This is a genomic window from Halopseudomonas nanhaiensis (genome assembly GCF_020025155.1).
GTDB classification, from domain to species: domain Bacteria; phylum Pseudomonadota; class Gammaproteobacteria; order Pseudomonadales; family Pseudomonadaceae; genus Halopseudomonas; species Halopseudomonas nanhaiensis.
This window is the reverse complement of the sequence record NZ_CP073751.1, coordinates 1,608,762-1,627,207: the sequence shown is the minus strand read 5'-3', so window position 1 is coordinate 1,627,207 and position 18,446 is coordinate 1,608,762. Positions and strand designations below refer to the sequence as shown.

The 18,446-nt window shown below is 63.1% G+C and carries 11 protein-coding genes; 3 read left to right on the top strand and 8 right to left on the bottom strand.

The annotated features are described in order from the left end of the window. Positions 1-5: 5 nt before the first annotated feature. The 5 genes from KEM63_RS07325 to KEM63_RS07305 form a co-directional block, all read right to left on the bottom strand. A complete protein-coding gene (locus tag KEM63_RS07325; protein ID WP_223655535.1) occupies positions 6-1,181 on the bottom strand; it encodes an efflux RND transporter periplasmic adaptor subunit in 1,176 nt (391 codons plus the stop codon). Positions 1,182-1,240: 59 nt separating this feature from the next. After that, entirely contained in the window at positions 1,241-1,858 is a 618-nt protein-coding gene (locus KEM63_RS07320; RefSeq protein WP_223655534.1) for a TetR/AcrR family transcriptional regulator, read from the bottom strand. Between the two features lie 154 nt (positions 1,859-2,012). Continuing rightward, entirely contained in the window at positions 2,013-3,488 is a 1,476-nt protein-coding gene (putP, locus tag KEM63_RS07315; RefSeq protein WP_223655533.1) for a sodium/proline symporter PutP, read from the bottom strand. 95 nt (positions 3,489-3,583) lie between these two features. Then, positions 3,584-6,739 (bottom strand): bifunctional proline dehydrogenase/L-glutamate gamma-semialdehyde dehydrogenase PutA, encoded by a 3,156-nt coding sequence (gene putA, locus KEM63_RS07310; protein ID WP_223655532.1) that lies wholly within the window; start codon positions 6,737-6,739, stop codon positions 3,584-3,586. 203 nt (positions 6,740-6,942) lie between these two features. Next, complete coding sequence (locus tag KEM63_RS07305) at positions 6,943-7,695, bottom strand: AraC family transcriptional regulator (protein WP_223655531.1); 753 nt, start codon at positions 7,693-7,695, stop codon at positions 6,943-6,945. A 133-nt stretch (positions 7,696-7,828) separates the two neighbouring features. On the opposite strand from KEM63_RS07305, the gene lon reads away from it, so the two are divergent. Next, positions 7,829-10,240, top strand: a complete 2,412-nt coding sequence (gene lon / locus KEM63_RS07300) for an endopeptidase La (RefSeq protein ID WP_223655530.1) — start codon at positions 7,829-7,831, stop codon at positions 10,238-10,240. 53 nt (positions 10,241-10,293) lie between these two features. Here lon and KEM63_RS07295 read toward each other — a convergent pair whose 3' ends face one another. Next, positions 10,294-12,459, bottom strand: coding sequence for a type IV pilus assembly protein FimV (locus KEM63_RS07295; RefSeq protein ID WP_223655529.1), 2,166 nt, complete (start codon positions 12,457-12,459; stop codon positions 10,294-10,296). A gap of 320 nt (positions 12,460-12,779) precedes the next feature. Here KEM63_RS07295 and cmoA point away from each other — a divergent pair, with 320 nt between their 5' ends. Both cmoA and cmoB read left to right on the top strand, forming a co-directional pair. After that, positions 12,780-13,520 (top strand): carboxy-S-adenosyl-L-methionine synthase CmoA, encoded by a 741-nt coding sequence (cmoA, locus tag KEM63_RS07290; RefSeq protein WP_223655528.1) that lies wholly within the window; start codon positions 12,780-12,782, stop codon positions 13,518-13,520. Then, positions 13,517-14,482, top strand: a complete 966-nt coding sequence (cmoB, locus tag KEM63_RS07285) for a tRNA 5-methoxyuridine(34)/uridine 5-oxyacetic acid(34) synthase CmoB (protein WP_223655527.1) — start codon at positions 13,517-13,519, stop codon at positions 14,480-14,482. The genes cmoA and cmoB overlap by 4 nt, the downstream gene beginning before the upstream one ends. Positions 14,483-14,485: 3 nt before the next feature. Here cmoB and KEM63_RS07280 read toward each other — a convergent pair whose 3' ends face one another. Further along, positions 14,486-17,608: a sensor domain-containing phosphodiesterase gene (locus tag KEM63_RS07280; RefSeq protein WP_223655526.1), complete on the bottom strand. Its 3,123-nt coding sequence runs from the start codon at positions 17,606-17,608 to the stop codon at positions 14,486-14,488. An 11-nt stretch (positions 17,609-17,619) separates the two neighbouring features. Then, on the bottom strand, positions 17,620-18,411 hold the full coding sequence (locus KEM63_RS07275) for an acyl-CoA thioesterase (RefSeq protein WP_223655525.1): 792 nt from the start codon (positions 18,409-18,411) through the stop codon (positions 17,620-17,622). Positions 18,412-18,446: the final 35 nt, after the last annotated feature.

Below are 18,446 nucleotides of genomic sequence, written 5' to 3'. Positions count from 1 at the left end.
GCCGTTTACTCCCGACCGGCGGCGTCAGCCTGGGCGCCACCACCGGATCCGGCGATGCGCACTTCCATGCCCGGCTGCAGACCCACCTGACCATTCACAACGATGCGCTCACCCGGCTCGACGCCGTCCTCAATGACCTGGCGTTCACCGATCGCCGTACCCAGGCGCACCGGACGCAACTGGGCCTTCGATTCGCCATCGATGACCCAGACGTTCGGCCCGCGCGCATCGGCGCCAATGGCTTCGGTCGGCACGATGATCTGGTCCTCGAAGCGGCGCAGCAGGACCCGCGCACGCACGAACTGACCCGGGATCAGCTGCTGATCGGGGTTCTCGACCACGGCCCGCACGGCGATGGTCCCGGTGGCGTTGTCGATGCTGCTGGCGGTGAAGTCGACGTTGCCCTGACGCTGATAGACAGAGCCGTCAGGCAGGAGAATGTCAACATGGGCATCGAGCAGCTTGTCGTTCACTCGCGCGGCGCGCTGAATTGCTGCATCACGCTCCGGCAGAGCGAAGATCACGTGGACCGGATCCTGCTGCACGATGGTCGTCAACAGGGCTCCCACCCCCAGCAAGCTGCCTTCCGGCAGCACTTCGAGGCTGGTAGAGCCGGAAATCGGTGCCAGAACCTCGGTGTAGGACAGATTCAGCCGTGCCTCGTCGTGCCCGGCCTGCGCCTGCGCCATGCCCGCTTCGGCAAAATCCAGTTGAGACCGAATCCGGTCGCGCTCGCTGGCACTCAATGCCCCGCGCTCGAACAGTTGTTCGGCACGGCTCCAGTCACGTTGTGCCTGGCGCTGCTCGGCGCGAGCATTGGACAGCGCGGCCTCGGCCTGCTTCAGCTGAATGCGCATCGGAGTAGGATCGATGCGAAACAGGAGATCGCCCTCCTCGACGTCGGCTCCCTCTTGGTAGGCACGTTCCAGCAACACACCGGAGATGCGCGCGCGAACCTCGGTTTCGCGGGCGCCGCGAATCCGTGCCGGGTATTCCTGAACCATTTCAGCGTCGGCGCGCTGCACTTCCTGAACCGTCACCACCGGTGCCGGGCGGCCCTGACCCTGAGCTTGCTGCTCCTCGTCCCCGCAGGCGCCAAGCAACAGCGCAATGGAAGCCAGGCCGAGAAGCCGCGTCGCCGATGGGCGGGCCGATGCGGAGAGGATGGTTCGCAAGTTCATGTGTGTATCCGTATTGGTCGTTTTACTTGGGCCGGCGGCACACGCCGGTCGCCTTATGATCAATCCTGGCCGAGAATGCCGTTGAACAGCAGGTCGGTCAGTTTCTCCGCCTCGTCATCGAGCAATACCCGACGCTCGGAAATACGCGTGACGAACACGCTTCCGTAGGCCAGATTAGCCAGCGCATCGAGCACGAGCTCTGGATCTTTCACCCGGCACGGGTAGCGCTCGATCAGCTGCTGGCAGATATCAACCCAGCGCCGCCGCCGCGCTTCCGAGTAGACGAAGTACAACGGCTTGCTGCCGCGTAGCTCCGCCCGTTCATGAATGAACAGCTCCACCGTCTCGGGATGCTCGCGAAAGAACTCGATATATGCCCGAAACGCAGCCCGCAGCTGCAACAAAGGATCCCGGCAATGCTCGATCGAAGCGTCAACCCGCCCGGTAAGCCGCTGCATGGCAGCATCTACGGCAGCCTTGAACAGCTCATCCTTGGTTGCATAAAAACGGTAGATCGTACCCTTGCCGATGCCAGCGAGATCGGCGATCTGCTGGACTTCCGCACACCGAAAACCCTGCTCGGCAAACACCTTGCCGGCGGCAACGAGAATATCTTCCCGACGCTGCTCCGCCGACTTGCGCTGGCGCTTTGCAGGATTGCTGGTGTGCTCTGGCATGGGAGTTTCGCTAAACGGACTGACGAGTCAGTCCGTATTAGAGATCAGCCGACGGCTCAGGACAAGCCGCCGAACCGGAAAAAGACTGTTGCGTGGAGTACAACAGTCCTTCCGGGGAGGCACCGCGCTCGGTGGAGCACGGCCTGTTTCGGCTTCAGTATCGCCCGGCGACGTCGTCGAAGGTGCGTTCGATGGTGGCGGACGGAGCCGGCGTCACCAGCGATACGACGATGATCGCCACGGTAGCGAGGATGAACCCGGGAATGATTTCGTACAGGCCGATGGTATCGATCTGCTTCCAGAGCACCACGGTGACGCCGCCGACGATGATCCCGGCCAGCGCGCCATTGCGGTTCATGCGCTTCCAGAACAGCGATAGCAGGATCGCCGGGCCGAACGCCGCCCCGAAACCGGCCCAGGCGTAGGACACCAGCCCGAGAACAGTGCTCTCCGGATTGAAGGCGAAAAGCAGCGCGATCAGAGCGATGCCGATGACGGCGAAGCGCCCTACCCACACCAGTTGCGCCTGCGACGCGTCGCGCCGAAACAGGGCCTTGTAGAAGTCCTCTGCCAGGGCAGAAGACGACACCAGCAACTGCGAATCGGCCGTCGACATGATCGCTGCCAGCACCGCCGCGAGCAGAATACCGGCTACGATCGGGTGCGTCAGCGCCTGAATCAGAGCGAGGAAAACCGTCTCGGGATCTGCCAGCCCTTCGTCGCCGAAATAACCTATGCCGACCCAACCGGTAAACAGCGCCGCCAGCAGGCAGATCGCGGTCCACGCTACAGCGATGCGCCGCGCGGTTGGCAAGGCAGCGTCGTCACCAATGGCCTTGAAGCGAGCCAGCACATGCGGCTGGCCAAAGTAGCCCAACCCCCAACCGAGGAGCGAGATGATGGCGACAAAGCCGAGCGACTCGCCCTCGACATCCGTGAGGAAGGTCAACAGGTTCGGGTTGCTGGCTTCCATCGAGGCATGCGCCTGATCCCAGCCGCCTACGCTGTTGAGCGCGAGGATTGGCACCACGACCAGCGCCGCCGCCATCAGCAGCCCCTGGATGACGTCGGTCCATGATACGGCGAGGAACCCCCCGAAAAAGGTATAGGAGACGATGATCAGCGTCCCGAGTACCACTGCGATGCGGTAGTCGAGCCCGAACGTGCTTTCGAACAGCTTGCCCGCGGCAACCAGGCCAGAGCTGGTGTAGAACAGGAAGAACAGCAGGATGAAGATCGCCGAGATCACGCGCAGCAGGCGAGTCTTGTCTTCGAAGCGAAACTCGAAGTACGCAGGCAGCGTCAGCGAATCGTTTACCGCATGGGAGTAGACACGCAGACGACGCGAGACGATCAGCCAGTTCAGCCAGGTGCCGATCAACAGGCCTGCGGCAATCCAGGTAGCCTCATAACCGGCCACCATCGCGTAACCCGGCAGACCCAGCAGGAGCCAGCCGCTCATGTCCGAGGCGCCAGCGGACAGGGCTGCCGTACCCGGGCCCAGCGATCGGCCACCGAGGATATAATCGGACAGGTTGGTCGTACGCTTGTATGCGACGTAACCCAACAGAAGCATTACCGCTATATACACTGCGAAGGTGGCACTGACGGTGCCGATGTTACCTGTCATGTTCTTCTCTCCTTGCGGACCATCCGTGTCCTGTTATTGGTATGGGAGACGTTCCACTCCCTTTGCTGCCGGCTCCGCCTGGAACCGGCCATTGCTCATGGCTCGCCATTGCCCAGCGACAGCAGACTGGCGTTCCCACCGACTGCTGTCGTATTGATGGTACGGGTCCGTTCGGTGGCGAATCGTAGCAGATAATGCGGGCCGCCGGCCTTGGGTCCCGTTCCGGACAAGCCCTGGCCCCCGAAGGGCTGCACACCGACTACTGCGCCGATCTGGTTCCGGTTGACGTAGACATTGCCGATGCGCACGCGCTGATCGATGTAGCGCGCGGTGTCTTCATTGCGGCTATGAATGCCCAGCGTCAGGCCGAACCCGGTGGCATTGATTTCATCGATGATCTGGTCCAGCTGATCGTGCCGCCAGGTGATCACATGCAGCACCGGCCCGAAGTGCTCTCGGTCGAGTTCGCTGATGCTCTTGAGGCGAAACGCCACCGGTGCTAGAAAATGACCATTGAGGCCCGCAGGCATCGTCGCCTCCGCGATCAGGTAGCCGGCGTCCTTCATTCGCTGGATATGCTGGCTCAGCCCTTTCCGTGCCTCGGCATCGATTACCGGTCCGACGTCGGTGTCACGCCGCGAGGGATCACCGATGTGCAGCTCGGCCATCGCGCCCTTGAGCAATTCGATCACCCGCTCGGCTATGTCTTCCTGAATGAACAGCACGCGCAATGCCGAACACCGCTGACCGGCGCTGGTGAAGGAGGAATGCAAAACGTCCTTGATCACCTGCTCGGGCAGCGCGGTCGAATCCACCAGCATGGCGTTCTGCCCGCCGGTTTCGGCGATCATCGGCGCGATCGCGCTGTCACGCGCGGCCAGCGCCCGGTTGATGATGTGAGCTGTCTGGGTGGAGCCGGTAAAGGCCACACCGGCGATACGCGGATCCGAGCTGATGACGCTGCCGACCTGAGCGCCGTCGCCAGGCAGCAGAGCGATCACTTCGCCGGGAAGGCCTGCCTGCAGCATCAGCTCGACACAGCGTACGGCGATCAGGCTGGCCTGCTCTGCGGGCTTGGCCACTACCGTGTTCCCCGCCACCAGCGCAGCCGATACCTGCCCGAGAAAGATCGCCAGCGGAAAATTCCACGGGCTGATGCAGGCAAACACGCCTCTGCCCTGCAGATACAGCTCGTTGCTCTCGCCCGTCGGCCCGGGAAGCGTGATCACGGCGAAGCGCTGGCGCGCCTGCTGCGCATAGAAGCGGCAGAAATCCACTGCTTCACGCACCTCATCGATGCCGTCCTGCAAGCTCTTGCCCGCTTCGCGGCTGCACAGTGCCATCAGCTCTGGCATGTTCTGCTCGAGCAGGTCGGCGGAACGCTCCAGGATCGAAGCACGCGTATCGACTGGCGTAGCGTTCCAGTGCGCGAAAGCCGTCGCCAGCCCGGCGATCGCATCGCGCGTCTGCGCGCCGGTCGCCCAGATCACCTCTCCGACCTGCACGTCCAACTGATAGGGACACATCACCGGACGCGCCTCGCCCTGCAGACGCTTGCCATTGACGATAGGCGCCCCGGTCCAGGTGCGCTGCAGGAAGCTGTCCAGCTCCTGCTTGAGCGGCAGCCACTGACTTTCCACGTTCAGGTTGAGACCGCGTGAGTTGCGCCGCTCGGGACCATAGATGGCCGGCGGCAGCGGGATCCGATCATTCGCCAGGCTGGCGTACTGGCGCAGGCGGTCGACGGGGTGTTCGATAAGCGAACCGACCGGTACGCGATGATCCACCAGCTTGTGCACGAACGAGGAGTTAGCGCCATTTTCCAGAAGCCGGCGCACCAGATACGGGAGCAGATCCTTGTGCGCCCCGACCGGCGCGTAGATGCGCACGGGGCAGCCGACTTCCTCGATGACCGTGTCATACAACGCATCACCCATGCCGTGCAGGCGCTGGAATTCGAACTGCTGGTCGCGACCCATGTCCAGGATGCAGGTCACGGTATGGGCGTTATGCGTTGCGAACTGCGGGTAGATCAGCCCCGCCGTGACCGGACTCAGGAGATAGCGCGCGCAGGCCAGATACGACACGTCGGTCGCTTCCTTGCGCGTGAAGACCGGGTACCCCTCGAGCCCAGCCTGCTGGCACAACTTGATTTCGGTGTCCCAGTAGGCGCCCTTGACCAGGCGTACCGGGATCTGGTCGCCCTGCCCCTTGGCCAGCTGGGTCAGCCACGCCAGTACCGGTAGCGCGCGTTTGGAGTAGGCCTGGACAACCAGACCGAAGTTGCCCCACCCGCGCACCTCGGGGTGCCGATAGACCTCGCGGAACAACTTCAGCGACAGCTCCAGGCGGTCGGCCTCCTCGGCATCGATGGTGATGCCGACATCGCCTGCCCGCGCCTGGCGAACCAACTCGAGCACTGTCGTACCCAGCTCGCGCAGCACCTGCTGTTCACGTGCCGGCTCGTAGTGCGGGTGCAAGGCGGAGAGCTTGATGGAGATGGTCGGCCGGGGGCTCTTGCCCTTGTACCTGTCTTCGGCTATCGCGCGGATCGCGTCGCTGTAATCCTGGCGGTACCGCTCCGCGTCAGCGCGGGTCAACGCCGCTTCGCCGAGCATGTCGAAGGAATAGGTATAACCGGCGTCACGCTGCGGCTTGCCGTTCTTGAGCGCTTCCTTGATGGTACGTCCGAGCACGAACTGCCTGCCCATGATGCGCATCGCCTGCATCATGGCGGTGCGTATCACCGGTTCACCGCTACGCTTGATCAGTTTGCCAAGCACCGTGCCGGGCGTGCCGTCCTGACGCATGTCCATCTTCACCACACGGCCGGTCATCACCAGGCCCCAGGCGGCGGCATTGACCAGCGTGTGCTCACTCTGGCCGAGATGCCGATCCCACTGCGCGGCATTGAGCTTGTCGCGGATCAACGCGTCTGCGGTGTCCGAATCAGGTACGCGCAGCAGTGCCTCGGCCAGACACATCAGCATGATGCCTTCCTGGGTATCCAGACTGTATTGCTGCAGAAGCGCGTCGATGCTGTCGACGGCGTTGTCGCGCTTGCGCACGGCTTCGATCAGCTTGCGCGCGCGGGCAGACAGCGCAGCGGAATCGGCCGGCTCGGCCAGTGCAATCAGGTCGGTGAGATAGGCGCTTTCGTCAACGGCGTAGTTGGCGCTGAGGGCGCCAAACAGGGAATCCGGGTCGTCCGAAAGAAACCGACCGTCGAGCACTTCGCTGGCTTTGAACATCTGGCACGCTCCAATCGCGCCCGGCACGTTGCCGGACAAAAGGATTCGCCTCGACTAACCCTAGCTCAGGGTTCGACAGGTGGCGAATCGAATTCATTGTTCGTGGCTGGCATCGTCTGCAACTGAGGCGATGCGCCATCTAACCAATGTAGGAGCGAAGCCCGACGGCTTCTTGCATGAAACTCGGATTGTGTTGCATGGAACTATGAAGCAGCGGCAACGCCCTGGCGAATCGCGCCGGGAGTCAGCCCGAGATGCCGTCGGGTGGCGTGCGTCAGCGCGCTCTGGCTACAGAAACCGCTGCGGCTGGCGACCTCGGCAATGGGCAGGCGCGTTTCCCTGAGCCAGTCGGCCGCCTGGCGCACGCGACAGATTTGCACGAAGTGATGCGGTGTATGACCGGTGGCCTGCCGAAACAGCGCATGAAAGTGGCTGGGACTCACATGGACCTGTCTGGCCAGATCCCTGACGCTGATCGGTTTGTCCAGATGCTGCATCACGTAGCGCCTGAGCACCTCGATATCCAGCGCCGCTCGGGGCGATGGCACGTATGACGAGAGCTGCTGGCTGATTGCATGCAGCACGGTGTTGCCCAGATGCCAGGCCACCGGTGTGTCGCTGCCGTGCCGGCCCAGCTCGACACCGGCGAAATCCAGCAGGCCAAGCAGCCGGGAATCCAGCGTGAGGAAGCGCGGCCGATCGAACAGTCGCTTCAGTCCCGCGTCGGTGAACTCCTGCATGGCCACATCGAGGATCAGCATACGATTCTCGCCACGGCCGGAAAAAGCGTGGGCGGCGTCACCCGGAACGATGCAGGCATGAAGCCTGCTGACCGCGCCACCGGTACCGTCAACCTCGAAGTCGGCGCACCCGTTCAGGCCAAGCACCAGCTGATGCTCCGGGTGAGCATGCGTCGCACTCTGGCTTGGCAGATCGAGGATGCGGGTTGTGGGCATGGGTGTGCGTGTCGTGGTGGACCAGAAGAGATGGTAGCCCTCGCACCGTTTGGTAACAAGAAAACCCATATTGAATTGTTCGCGCGCCGCCACTATCTCAGTAGGCATACATATCGCTGAACAGGTAGCGTAGATGACCGACCATGAGCACCAGCAACCCGACGTAATCGAAGAGCAGGATCAGGAAGCCGGTTTCCAGCCCGGTACCGGACTGGTGATCCCCAACCAGCGCCTGCCGGACAAGCTGTATCTGCTGCCGGTACACAACAGACCGTTCTTCCCCGCTCAGGTTATGCCGGTGGTGGTGAATGAAGCGCCCTGGGCGGAAACCATCGAGCGCGTGTCGAACACGCCGCACCATGCCCTGTCGCTGTTTTACGTGGATGGCAGCCCAGGCGAAACCGGTCTGCTGAACAGCGAAGACCTGCCGCAGACCGGCTGCGCGGTGAAAATCCACCACGCGGTGAAGGAAGACGGCAAGATCCAGTTCATCGCCCAGGGGCTGACTCGCGTTCGTATCACTCAATGGCTCAGCCGCAAGCCGCCCTATCTGGTGGAAGTGGAATACCCCGAACCGCCGGCTGACGAGCGCGATGAAGTTCGGGCCTATGCCATGGCGCTGATCAACGCCATCAAGGAACTGCTGCCGCTCAACCCGCTGTACAGCGAAGAGCTGAAGAACTATCTGAACCGCTTCAGCCCCAACCAGCCCTCGCCGCTCTCGGACTTTGCCGCAGCGCTGACCTCAGCCAAGCCCGGCGAGCTGCAGGACGTACTCGATACGGTGCCGATACTGCGGCGCATGGAAAAGGTCCTGGTGCTTCTGAAAAAGGAGATCGACGTCGCCCGCCTGCAGGGCGAAATCAGCGCCGAGGTGAACCGGACCATCTCCGACCATCAGCGCAAGTTCTTCCTCAAGGAGCAACTCAAGATCATCCAGCGCGAGCTGGGTCTGTCCAAGGACGACAGAACCGCCGATGTCGAGCAGTTTCGTGAGCGCCTCGAAGGCAAAACGTTGCCTGATACCGCGCGTGACAAGATCGAAGAAGAGCTCAACAAGCTGTCGGTCCTGGAGACCGGCTCACCCGAGTATGCGGTCACGCGAAACTACCTCGACTGGGCCACCAGCATGCCCTGGGGCGTGACCCACAAGGACAAGCTCGACATCGCGCACGCGCGCAAGGTGCTGGACCGTGACCATAGCGGACTTGATGACGTCAAGGCGCGAATACTCGAGTTTCTGGCTGTGGGGGCGTATCGCGGTTCGGTAGCCGGCTCGATCATTCTGCTTGTTGGCCCACCCGGGGTGGGCAAGACCAGCATCGGACACTCGATCGCTGAAAGCCTCGGGCGTCCGTTTTACCGCTTCAGCGTTGGCGGCATGCGCGACGAGGCGGAAATCAAGGGTCATCGGCGCACCTACATCGGCGCGATGCCGGGCAAGTTCGTCCAGGCGTTGAAGGACGTGAAGGTAATGAACCCGGTCATCATGCTCGACGAGATCGACAAACTCGGCGCCAGTCATCAGGGGGATCCTGCCTCGGCGCTTCTGGAAACGCTCGATCCGGAACAGAACAGCGAGTTTCTCGATCATTATCTGGACCTGCGCCTGGACCTGTCCAAGGTACTCTTCGTCTGTACCGCCAACACGCTGGACAGCATTCCCGGGCCGTTGCTCGATCGCATGGATGTAATCCGTCTGTCCGGCTACATCACCGAAGAAAAGATGGCGATCGCCAAGCAGCATCTCTGGCCTCGCCAGCTCGAGCGCGCCGGCGTACGCAAGGGTCAGTTGCGCATCAGCGACAAGGCCATGCGGCAGGTGATCGAGGGATACGCTCGTGAAGCCGGCGTACGGAATCTGGAAAAACAGCTGTCCAAGCTGGTGCGCAAGTCCGTGGTCACGCTGCTTGAGCAAGGCGATGCGAAAATCAGCATCAAGCCCGAGAATCTCAAGCCGCTGCTTGGCACCCCGGCGTTCAGAGTCGAAAAGACGTTAAAGGGAACCGGCATCATTACCGGGCTGGCCTGGACCTCCATGGGTGGCGCGACGCTACCCGTGGAAGCAACGCGGATCCATACTCTGAACCGGGGATTCAAGCTGACCGGCAAGCTGGGTGACGTGATGAAGGAGTCGGCCGAAATTGCCTACAGTTACCTGTGCGCGAATCTCGAACGCTACAAGGCTGACAAGACCTTCTTCGACGAAGCCTTCGTGCATCTGCACGTGCCTGAAGGGGCGACGCCGAAGGATGGGCCGAGCGCCGGCGTGACCATCACCAGCGCTCTTTTGTCGCTGGCTCGCAACGAAGCGCCGCGCCCCGGCCTGGCCATGACCGGAGAGATTACCCTGACCGGACAGGTCCTTCCGGTTGGCGGCATACGCGAGAAGGTCATCGCCGCGCGACGCCAGTCGATCTTCGAGCTGATTCTGCCGGAAGCCAACCGGGGTGATTACGAAGAGCTGCCGGACTACCTCACCGATGGCATGACGGTGCATTTCGCCAGCCACTACAAGGATGTCGCCAGGCGGCTGTTTGCCTGATCAGAAAACAAACAAGGCGACCATCCGGTCGCCTTGCTTACGTTCGTCCCGCCTTACCTGTCCTCGGACCGGGGCTTGTCGTCCCTGCGCATCCCCGGAAAGTGCTCGTTGTGCTCGTCGTCGAGCTCCTCGATCTCGGGGAACTCGTGCAGGCTGCTTTCAAAGCGCTCATCCGCTGCACCGAATGCCGTCTCGTTATCCTTGCGCGGCGCAGAAGGCGTCAGCCCCTCGATCAGATCCCAATCGGGATCCAGCGTGAAGTCGTTCAGATTAAGCTGGGTCGCGGTGATGTCTTCGGCCCGCTCTCTTTCGGCCTGTTCGTCCGCCTCCGGTGTGGTCTCCTCGGCCAGCATTGGCTCGACGTGGTCTACCTGCTCCACCAGCCCGGCGTCCGTGGCGGCGAACAGGGCCGGGAAGCGTGCCTTGATCTGCTCGATGCGGCCGGCATCGCCGCCCTGGGCCAGCACGTTCTGTTCCTGCGCGGTGAAAGCGCGGGACTCACCCAGTTCCGCCAGAACCCGCAGCTGCTTGTAACGTAGATCCAGCCGGTTGGGTTGCTCGACAATCGCCTTGTCCAGCATGGCGCGTGCCTCTGCAAAGCGTCCATAAGTGATGTACAGCTCGACGCCATCCAGTGGGTCAACGGGCTTGGGCGCGGCCCGCACGGCCGTCGGCCGCTGAGTAGCCGAATCAGCGGCCATCGCTGCGGCCAGGGGCGCAGCGGCTTCAGGTGCCACCCGGGTGGGCTGCGCGGGCATCACCCGTTCTTCCTCTTCGGGGTCATCCTGATCGTCAGCGCGCTTGCGGGCGAAGAACACCAGACCCAGCAGAACTGCCAGCAGTGCAAGCAGAGCCGGCCACCAGCGTGAAATCAGGCCCTGTTCCTGGGCCTCCGGCACAGTGCTCCCCTCGCCATCCGCCGGCTGGGCCGGTTCGGGGGCTTCCGCTACGGCGGGCAATACTTCCGCGTCCACGGCGCCGGGCTCAGGTTCTTCGCTGCCCGTGGTGGAAACAGGTCCCTCGGCGTCCTGTGCATCGCTCAATGTAGGGCCGGCTGCGGATGCAGCGCTCCCTTCGCCCTGATCGCTCTCTGCCTGCTGCGCCTGCCGCAGGATCTCCAGCTCAGCCTGCAAACTGGCAATCTGGCGATCACGTGCATCGAGTTCGTCCAGCATCACATTGAAGCGGGCTTCCAGGCTGCGCAGCCGATCGGCCAACAGCGCCGCATCTGCACTGACCCGCTCGGAGCGCTGCTCTTCTTCGATCCGCAGCCGCGCTGTTGGCTCGGCGTCAGTGACGGCTGGCTCGGAGCGGCTACCAGCCGCTGCAGCGGAACCGGTCTGGGCGTCCATTCCTGAACGGCTGTCGGTAGTTGCCGCGGGACGCGGAGCGATCAGCGGCGCAGCGGCGCGTTCCTGTGACAGCGATCCGTCCGAGGCTGTCTCGGGCACTGGCGCCTCGCCCGCTGCGCCCAACTGCTCCGCCGTGGGCAGCGTAAGCACCTGACCCACGCGCAGGCGGCTTGGATCGCCGTCGATGAAGGCATCAGGATTCAACGCGCGGATCGCCAGCATGGTTTCTTCGATTGACACAGACTCACCCGGCCGGGCCCGCGAGGCGATCCCCCACAAACTGTCCCCTGCAGCGGTACGGTACTGCCGCGCGCCGGCAGCAGGAGCGAGGTCAGGCAGCGCAGCAGGCGCCGCTGCCGGGCGTGGCGCGGCAGGCGCCCGCGGCGCTGCGTCTACGGCTCGCCCCTGCTGCACCGGGTTGCCGGCAGGCGCTGGAAACGAACGCGGCTGCGGCGCACTCGGCGGCTGGTACAGTGGCGGGTCTAGGAGCAGAGTGTACTCGCGCAGCAGACGACCGTTCGGTCGACGCAGTTCGACGAGGAAGTTCAGATACGGCTCGCGTACCGGGCCGGGCGATTGTACGCGCACAACCAGCTGGTTGTTTTCCATGGTCGGAGTGAAGCGCAGCTCGGTGAGAAAATGCGGCCGCTCGAGGCCCGCATTGCGAAAGGCAGCCGCGTCCGCGAGGCTTACCCGGATGTCGGACGGGTCCACATCACCGCCGCCCTGCAGGAATATGGTGGCATCAAGAGGCTGGTTAAGCGCCGAGTCCAGCTTCAACTCACCCAGACCCAGCGCATTGGCGACGCCGATGTACAACGTCGCCAATGATGCGACGCCCCAGACAATCTGGCGTTTCACAGCCATACCATATCCTCATTCATGCGAACGACAGGCGCACGCCCTCGTTCATCGATGCTATCCGTTGCATCCCCGCAGCGGGAATCCTGCGTTGGCATGGGCGGGAGGAGCAAATTAATATCATTATGCCATCGAGCGGTTCAAATTTTGAACAGATCTGCGTCAGACGTCAAAAAAAGCTGCAAAAGCACATTCACCTCGCGCTGTTGGACGTATTCATGACACACGGCGTACATCTTGCCGCTAGCGAGCCGGCCGTTCAAGTGCCCTGTCACGGACGGTAGCTTGCGGTAGAATCGCGCTTTGCCTGTTTGCGAGCGCCCGCCATGACCCACACCGACAATCTGTTCTCCACCCGCAAAAGCCAGGTGGCGGATTTCGTTTTCGATCACGACGTTGCGCGCGTATTCCCGGACATGATCAAGCGTTCGGTACCGGGCTACCCCACGATTGTCGAAAGCATCGGGCTGATCGCCGGTCAGCATGCCACCAGCGGGACTCGCCTGTATGATCTGGGCTGCTCGCTAGGCGCAGCGACTCAGTCCATGCGGCGCCATGTACGCGCGGAAGGATGCCGCATCACGGCTGTCGACAATGCCTCGGCAATGGTCGAACGCTGCCGGGAGTACATGGTTGCGCAGGATGCGATGGTCGAGGAGCCCTGCCCCGTCGAAGTGGTCGAGGCCGATATCACCCGCCTGGAACTGGCGCCGTGCTCGGTGGTGGTGCTGAACTTCACCCTGCAGTTCGTGGCCCCTGCCGAGCGCCTGGCATTACTGACGCGCATCCGAGAGGCGCTGCTGCCCGGCGGCGTGATGATCCTGTCGGAAAAGTTGCAGTTTACCGACGACGCGACGCAGCATTGCCTTGAACAGCTTCACTACGCCTTCAAGCGGGCGAACGGCTACAGCGAGCTGGAAATCGCACAGAAGCGCAGCGCGATCGAGAACGTGATGATCCCCGATACGCTCGAAACGCACACACAACGGCTCAGCGCTGCCGGCTTCAGCCATGCGCATACCTGGTTTCAATGCCTCAACTTCTGCTCGATGATTGCCTACCCGTGATTGACTACAGCCCACTATTCGACCAGCTGCGCGATTCCCCCCTGGCCCATTGGCTTGACCCGCTGCCCGCTGCACTGCGACAGAGACTGGCGATCGCCGAGCGCCACGGCGACCTGCCGCGGTGGCAGGCCTGCCTGGCGGATCTGCCGGCTCTTCACACGACTGCCGATCTCTCCGAGGGCGTCAGGATAGGTTCGCCTGCCGATCTTGACAAAACCGGCCATGAGCAGCTGGAGCAGGCACTGAGAGGCCTGCACCCGTGGCGCAAGGGGCCGTTTGAGCTGTTTGGCGTGCACATCGATACCGAGTGGCGCTCGGACTGGAAGTGGCAACGCGTCGCTCCGCACCTCGATCTACGTGGTCGGCGGGTGCTGGATGTAGGCTGCGGGAACGGCTACTACATGTGGCGCATGTGGGCCGCAGGCGCCAGCCTGGTCATCGGCGTGGACCCCAATCTGCTGTTCCTGACGCAGTTCGAAGCGGTGCGCACCTATCTGCCGGACGCGCCAGTGTGGCAACTGCCATTCACACTGGAAGATCTGCCAGAGCCGACCGAAGGATTCGACACCGTGTTCTCGATGGGCGTGCTCTATCACCGGCGCTCGCCCATTGATCATCTCCTGCAACTGCGCGCATGCCTGCGGCCGGGCGGGGAACTGGTGATGGAAACGCTGGTGATCGAGGGCGATGAGACGGCATGCCTGGTGCCCGAGGACCGCTACGCCCAGATGCGCAACGTCTGGTTCCTGCCTTCGGTGAAGATGCTCGAGCTGTTCCTGCGCAGGGCCGGTTTCAGCGAAGTGCGCTGCGTTGACCTGAGCCGTACCAGCACCGACGAACAGCGCAGCACCGAATGGATGCGCTTTCAATCGCTGCCGGACTTTCTCGATCCCGCTGACCCGACGCGCACCTGTGAAGGCTACCCGGCACCGCTGCGCGCCACCCTGGTAGCGACACGCTAGCGACTACTGCTGGATCAGCCACTCCGCCAGCTCACCAGCCGGCATCGGTCTGGCAAACAGATACCCCTGGCAGACGTTGCAGCCGCGGCTCTGCAGGAACCGCCACTGGGCTTCGTTTTCCACGCCTTCGGCGACCACATCCAGCTGCATGTTCGCGGCCATGTCCAGAATGGTAGTCACCAGCTGGTTGTCCTCCAGGCGCTCGGGCACCCCGGCCAGGAAGCTCTTGTCGATCTTCAGTCGGTCCAGCGGGAATCGGCGCAGGTAGGCGAGCGAGGAGTAGCCGGTGCCGAAGTCGTCGATGGCGACGCCGACCCCTAGCTTCTTCAGCTCATGCAGCGTCTGCTCGCCCTGCTCGGCGTTGGTCATCAACGCGCTTTCGGTGATTTCCAGCTCCAGCATGCTCGCCGGCAGGCCGCTGTCGCGCAGCGCGGAGCTGACCAGCGCGACCACATCCTGCTGCACGAACTGACGCGGCGACAGGTTGACGGCGACTGACTCGAGCCCCAGCCCCTGCTGCTGCCAGAGTCGGGCCTGGCGGCATGCCTCGTTCAGCACCCAACGCCCGATGGGTACGATCAGTCCATTCTGCTCGGCCAGCGGAATGAACACGTCCGGACTGACCATTCCCCGCTCGGGGTGGCGCCAGCGCAATAGCGCCTCCACGCCGATCGCACGCCGAGTGCGGACCTGAATCAGCGGCTGGTAGTAGAGTTCGAGCTGGTCGTTCTCCAGTGCCTTGCGCAGCGCCCGGTCCAGCTCGAAGCGTTCGTTGGCGGCCTCGGTCATTTCCCTCGAGTAACCGCACACGCGGTCGCGACCGAGGACCTTCGCGTTGTCCATCGCGGCGTCGGCGTTACGCACCAGGTCAGCCGAACAGTCGCCGTCCTCGGGGTAACAGGCGTAACCGACGCTGGCGCCGATGTAGACTTCGCGCCCGTCACCCAGAACGATCGGCATGCGCATGGTCGAACAGGCACTTTCCGCCAGACGCTGAATGGCGTCGCGATCACGATCCTGTGCGATCAGCAGGAATTCGTCGCCGCCCAGCCGGGCGAGTATGTTGCCCGGCTCGCATACGGCGAGCAGCCGCGCGGCCACCTGACGCAGCACCGCATCGCCAGCTGCATGACCCAGCCCGTCGTTGATCGCCTTGAAGCGGTCGAGATCGATGAACAGGGCGGCGATGCTGCTGCTGTTCACCTGCGCCATCTGCAGTCCGCTTTCCAGGCGCTGCATGGCAAAATTCCGGTTCGCCAGCCCGGTGAGACTGTCGTACTGCGTCAGTTGCTGCAACTGCTCCTGACTACGGCGCAAACGGCTGATGTCACTGAACATGATGACATTGCGGCTGACCTTGTCGTCGGCATCGCGAATGGCCGATGCCGTCACCAGCAATGTCACGCCCCGCTCGCGCTCGGTATCCAGGACCGCCTCGCCCTGCCAGTAGCCGTCCTCACGCAACGCATTGGTGATATTGCGGATGAGGTTGCGGTGTTCGTGGACGCGATCGCGCACGAACGGACGGCGGCCGATGGCCTGTTCCCGCCCCATGCCGGTGATGCGCTCGAATGCCGGATTGACGTTGACGATGCGGAAATCCGAGTCGGTGATCAGCATGCCCTCGCGGCTGCTTTCAAACACCGCAGCCGCTTCGCGAAGTGCCTGCTCGCTGCGCCGCCGATCATCGATCTCCTCGGAGAACAGTACGAAATACAGTGGGTTGCCAGCATCATCTCGTACCAGCGTAACGGTGAGCCTGACCCAGTTATACGGCTCTTCCGTGCCACGGTATCGCGCCTCCATCGCCACGCTGGCCACCTGACCGGCGAGCAGACTGCAGAGACCGGCCTGAAGAGCTGGAAGATCGGCAGGATGTACCAGGTCGCGGGCCTGAAAGCTTATCTCGTCCCCGCGCGCAAGACCTGTGCGTTCATAAAAACGCGGATTGCCGCTGAGCAGTTTGCCGTCGGGCGTGATCAGGCTGATGCAGATCGCCGCATACTCGAAGATCGCCTGGAAGCGCTTTTCCGATGATTTTCGCTCCGCAGCCAGCCGGGACTTCTGCACTACCAGCGCCACCAACCGGCTGAACTCCCCCAGTGCCGCGATTTCTCGAGTATCCGGCAGGCCGTCACGGTCACCGTATACGGCAAAGGTACCGAGCGCTGCCCCGTGTTCATCCTTGAACGGCACCGACCAGCTCGAGCGAATGTTCCATTGCGCGACGATATCCCGAAAGTCGGCCCACAGCGGGTCGCTGGCTGCGTCAGCGACATACACCGGCTCACCTCGGTGAATCGCGGCGCCACAGCTGCCCACCGAGGGTCCGGGGACCAGACCTGTGAGCCGCTGGCGGTAATCTGCACCGAAGCTTGGCGCTGCGGCTACCACCAAGGATCCATCCGGCTGCATAAGCAGGATGGTTACACGGTGGCCAGGCTGGAAGGTTTCCCACTCGCCGGCGATACGATCGAGCAGAGCGTCAAGGCTGGTGTGGCTCAGCAGCCCGTCGAGCACGCTGGTTCGGGCAGCCTGCAAACGTGCCTGCTGCTGATCGCCGTGTGTATCGTGCAAGGTGCCGATGACCGCGCTGCCGGTCTCCAGCGTGGTGAAGCGTTTGGCAGTGAGCGTTGCCCAGCGATAGCGTCCGGTTTGCGAAAGCACCTTTACCGTGGCTTGCAGCGCCTCGCTATCACCGTCGCGCACCCGCGCAAAGAAGTCTTCCAGCTCGGATCCACTGCCCGAGCGGATGTAGTCGAGCAGGTTGCGACCGAGCACCTCGGTTGGCGGAATGTCGGTGAGGTCCTGCCAGGCCGGGTTGATGTAGGCGATCCGGCCTTCAAGGTCGGTCCGGTAGATGACGTCCTGAATATTGCCGAGCACCTGGACATTGCGCCGCATCACCCGCGCCGCGTCGTCGCGCATCGTGGCGATAGTGCATTCTCTGGCGCGGATGGCGCGGCGCATAGACACCATCAGGAGCGCCAGGCAAGCCAGTGCCAGGACCGCCATGGCCGGTATGTATACCGGCGGGATGAAAGGCAACGAGATCGCGATCAGCGCGAGCAAACCGGCGGATGCGTACAGGATTCCACCAGGATAGGGACGACGGGGCGTCAGCACGTAGTGAACGCCTATCCGAAGACCGTAACGGTCTGTCGACTGATGGCGACCAATTCACCGTCCGGCGTCCAGACCATTGCCGCAGCATGGCCGTAGCCGTCACGGGCGTGTTCGATATCGGCGCGATACAACAGCCAGTCGTTATTGCCGATGGCAGGCTGCGGCTGGACGAATTCGATGGTCCAGGTCAGCGAACTGGCCGGCGCCTTGGAGGTAAGGTGCGGCAGTACCGCCGGCGGCCAGACGTCCACGAGACCGAGCAGATGCGCCGCACCGATTTCACCCTCGTCTTCCTTGAAGCGCATCCAACCGCCCATCTCGCGCTTGCGACTGCCGCTGAACGGCAGATCGCCGAACGCCCAGCGCACGGAGAAATGGCGGATGAAGCTCGGGTTGACGCCTTCTCTGTACGGCATCTCCACGCAATCATGCGCGGGCCGGGCATGCGGAGCGGGTTCGGCTTGAACGTTGACTACCGATTCGCGCGAGGCACCGAAGCTGCCCTGGATGATGCACATGGTTTGCCCGCCCTGGACTGCGCGACCGAACATCTGGGTCACGGCCTTGCCTTCGCGCAGCACTTCAGCTTCCACCTGCATCGGCTCGCCGGGCGCCACCGGGCCGACGAAGGTGATGGCCAGCGAACGCACCGGTCGACCGGCGGCGACCTTCTGCCGCATCCCCTCGTAGACCAGCGCGGCGATCAGGCCGCCGTAACCGGCGCGACCCTGAGCCCAGCCGGGCGGCACGGTAACCTGATTATCGGAAGCGGCGAGTTCAGCGAGTAGCTCTGCGAATGTCATGCTCTGGCAATCCCTGTAATAAACATCAGCCGATG

Excerpts from the sequence above, each read along its gene's own strand:
- KEM63_RS07325 (WP_223655535.1), bottom strand. The coding sequence starts at position 1,181 with ATGAACTTGCGAACCATCCTCTCCGCATCGGCCCGCCCATCGGCGACG.
- KEM63_RS07320 (WP_223655534.1), bottom strand. The coding sequence starts at position 1,858 with ATGCCAGAGCACACCAGCAATCCTGCAAAGCGCCAGCGCAAGTCGGCG.
- putP (WP_223655533.1), bottom strand. The coding sequence starts at position 3,488 with ATGACAGGTAACATCGGCACCGTCAGTGCCACCTTCGCAGTGTATATA.
- putA (WP_223655532.1), bottom strand. The coding sequence starts at position 6,739 with ATGTTCAAAGCCAGCGAAGTGCTCGACGGTCGGTTTCTTTCGGACGAC.
- KEM63_RS07305 (WP_223655531.1), bottom strand. The coding sequence starts at position 7,695 with ATGCCCACAACCCGCATCCTCGATCTGCCAAGCCAGAGTGCGACGCAT.
- lon (WP_223655530.1), top strand. The coding sequence starts at position 7,829 with ATGACCGACCATGAGCACCAGCAACCCGACGTAATCGAAGAGCAGGAT.
- KEM63_RS07295 (WP_223655529.1), bottom strand. The coding sequence starts at position 12,459 with ATGGCTGTGAAACGCCAGATTGTCTGGGGCGTCGCATCATTGGCGACG.
- cmoA (WP_223655528.1), top strand. The coding sequence starts at position 12,780 with ATGACCCACACCGACAATCTGTTCTCCACCCGCAAAAGCCAGGTGGCG.
- KEM63_RS07275 (WP_223655525.1), bottom strand. The coding sequence starts at position 18,411 with ATGACATTCGCAGAGCTACTCGCTGAACTCGCCGCTTCCGATAATCAG.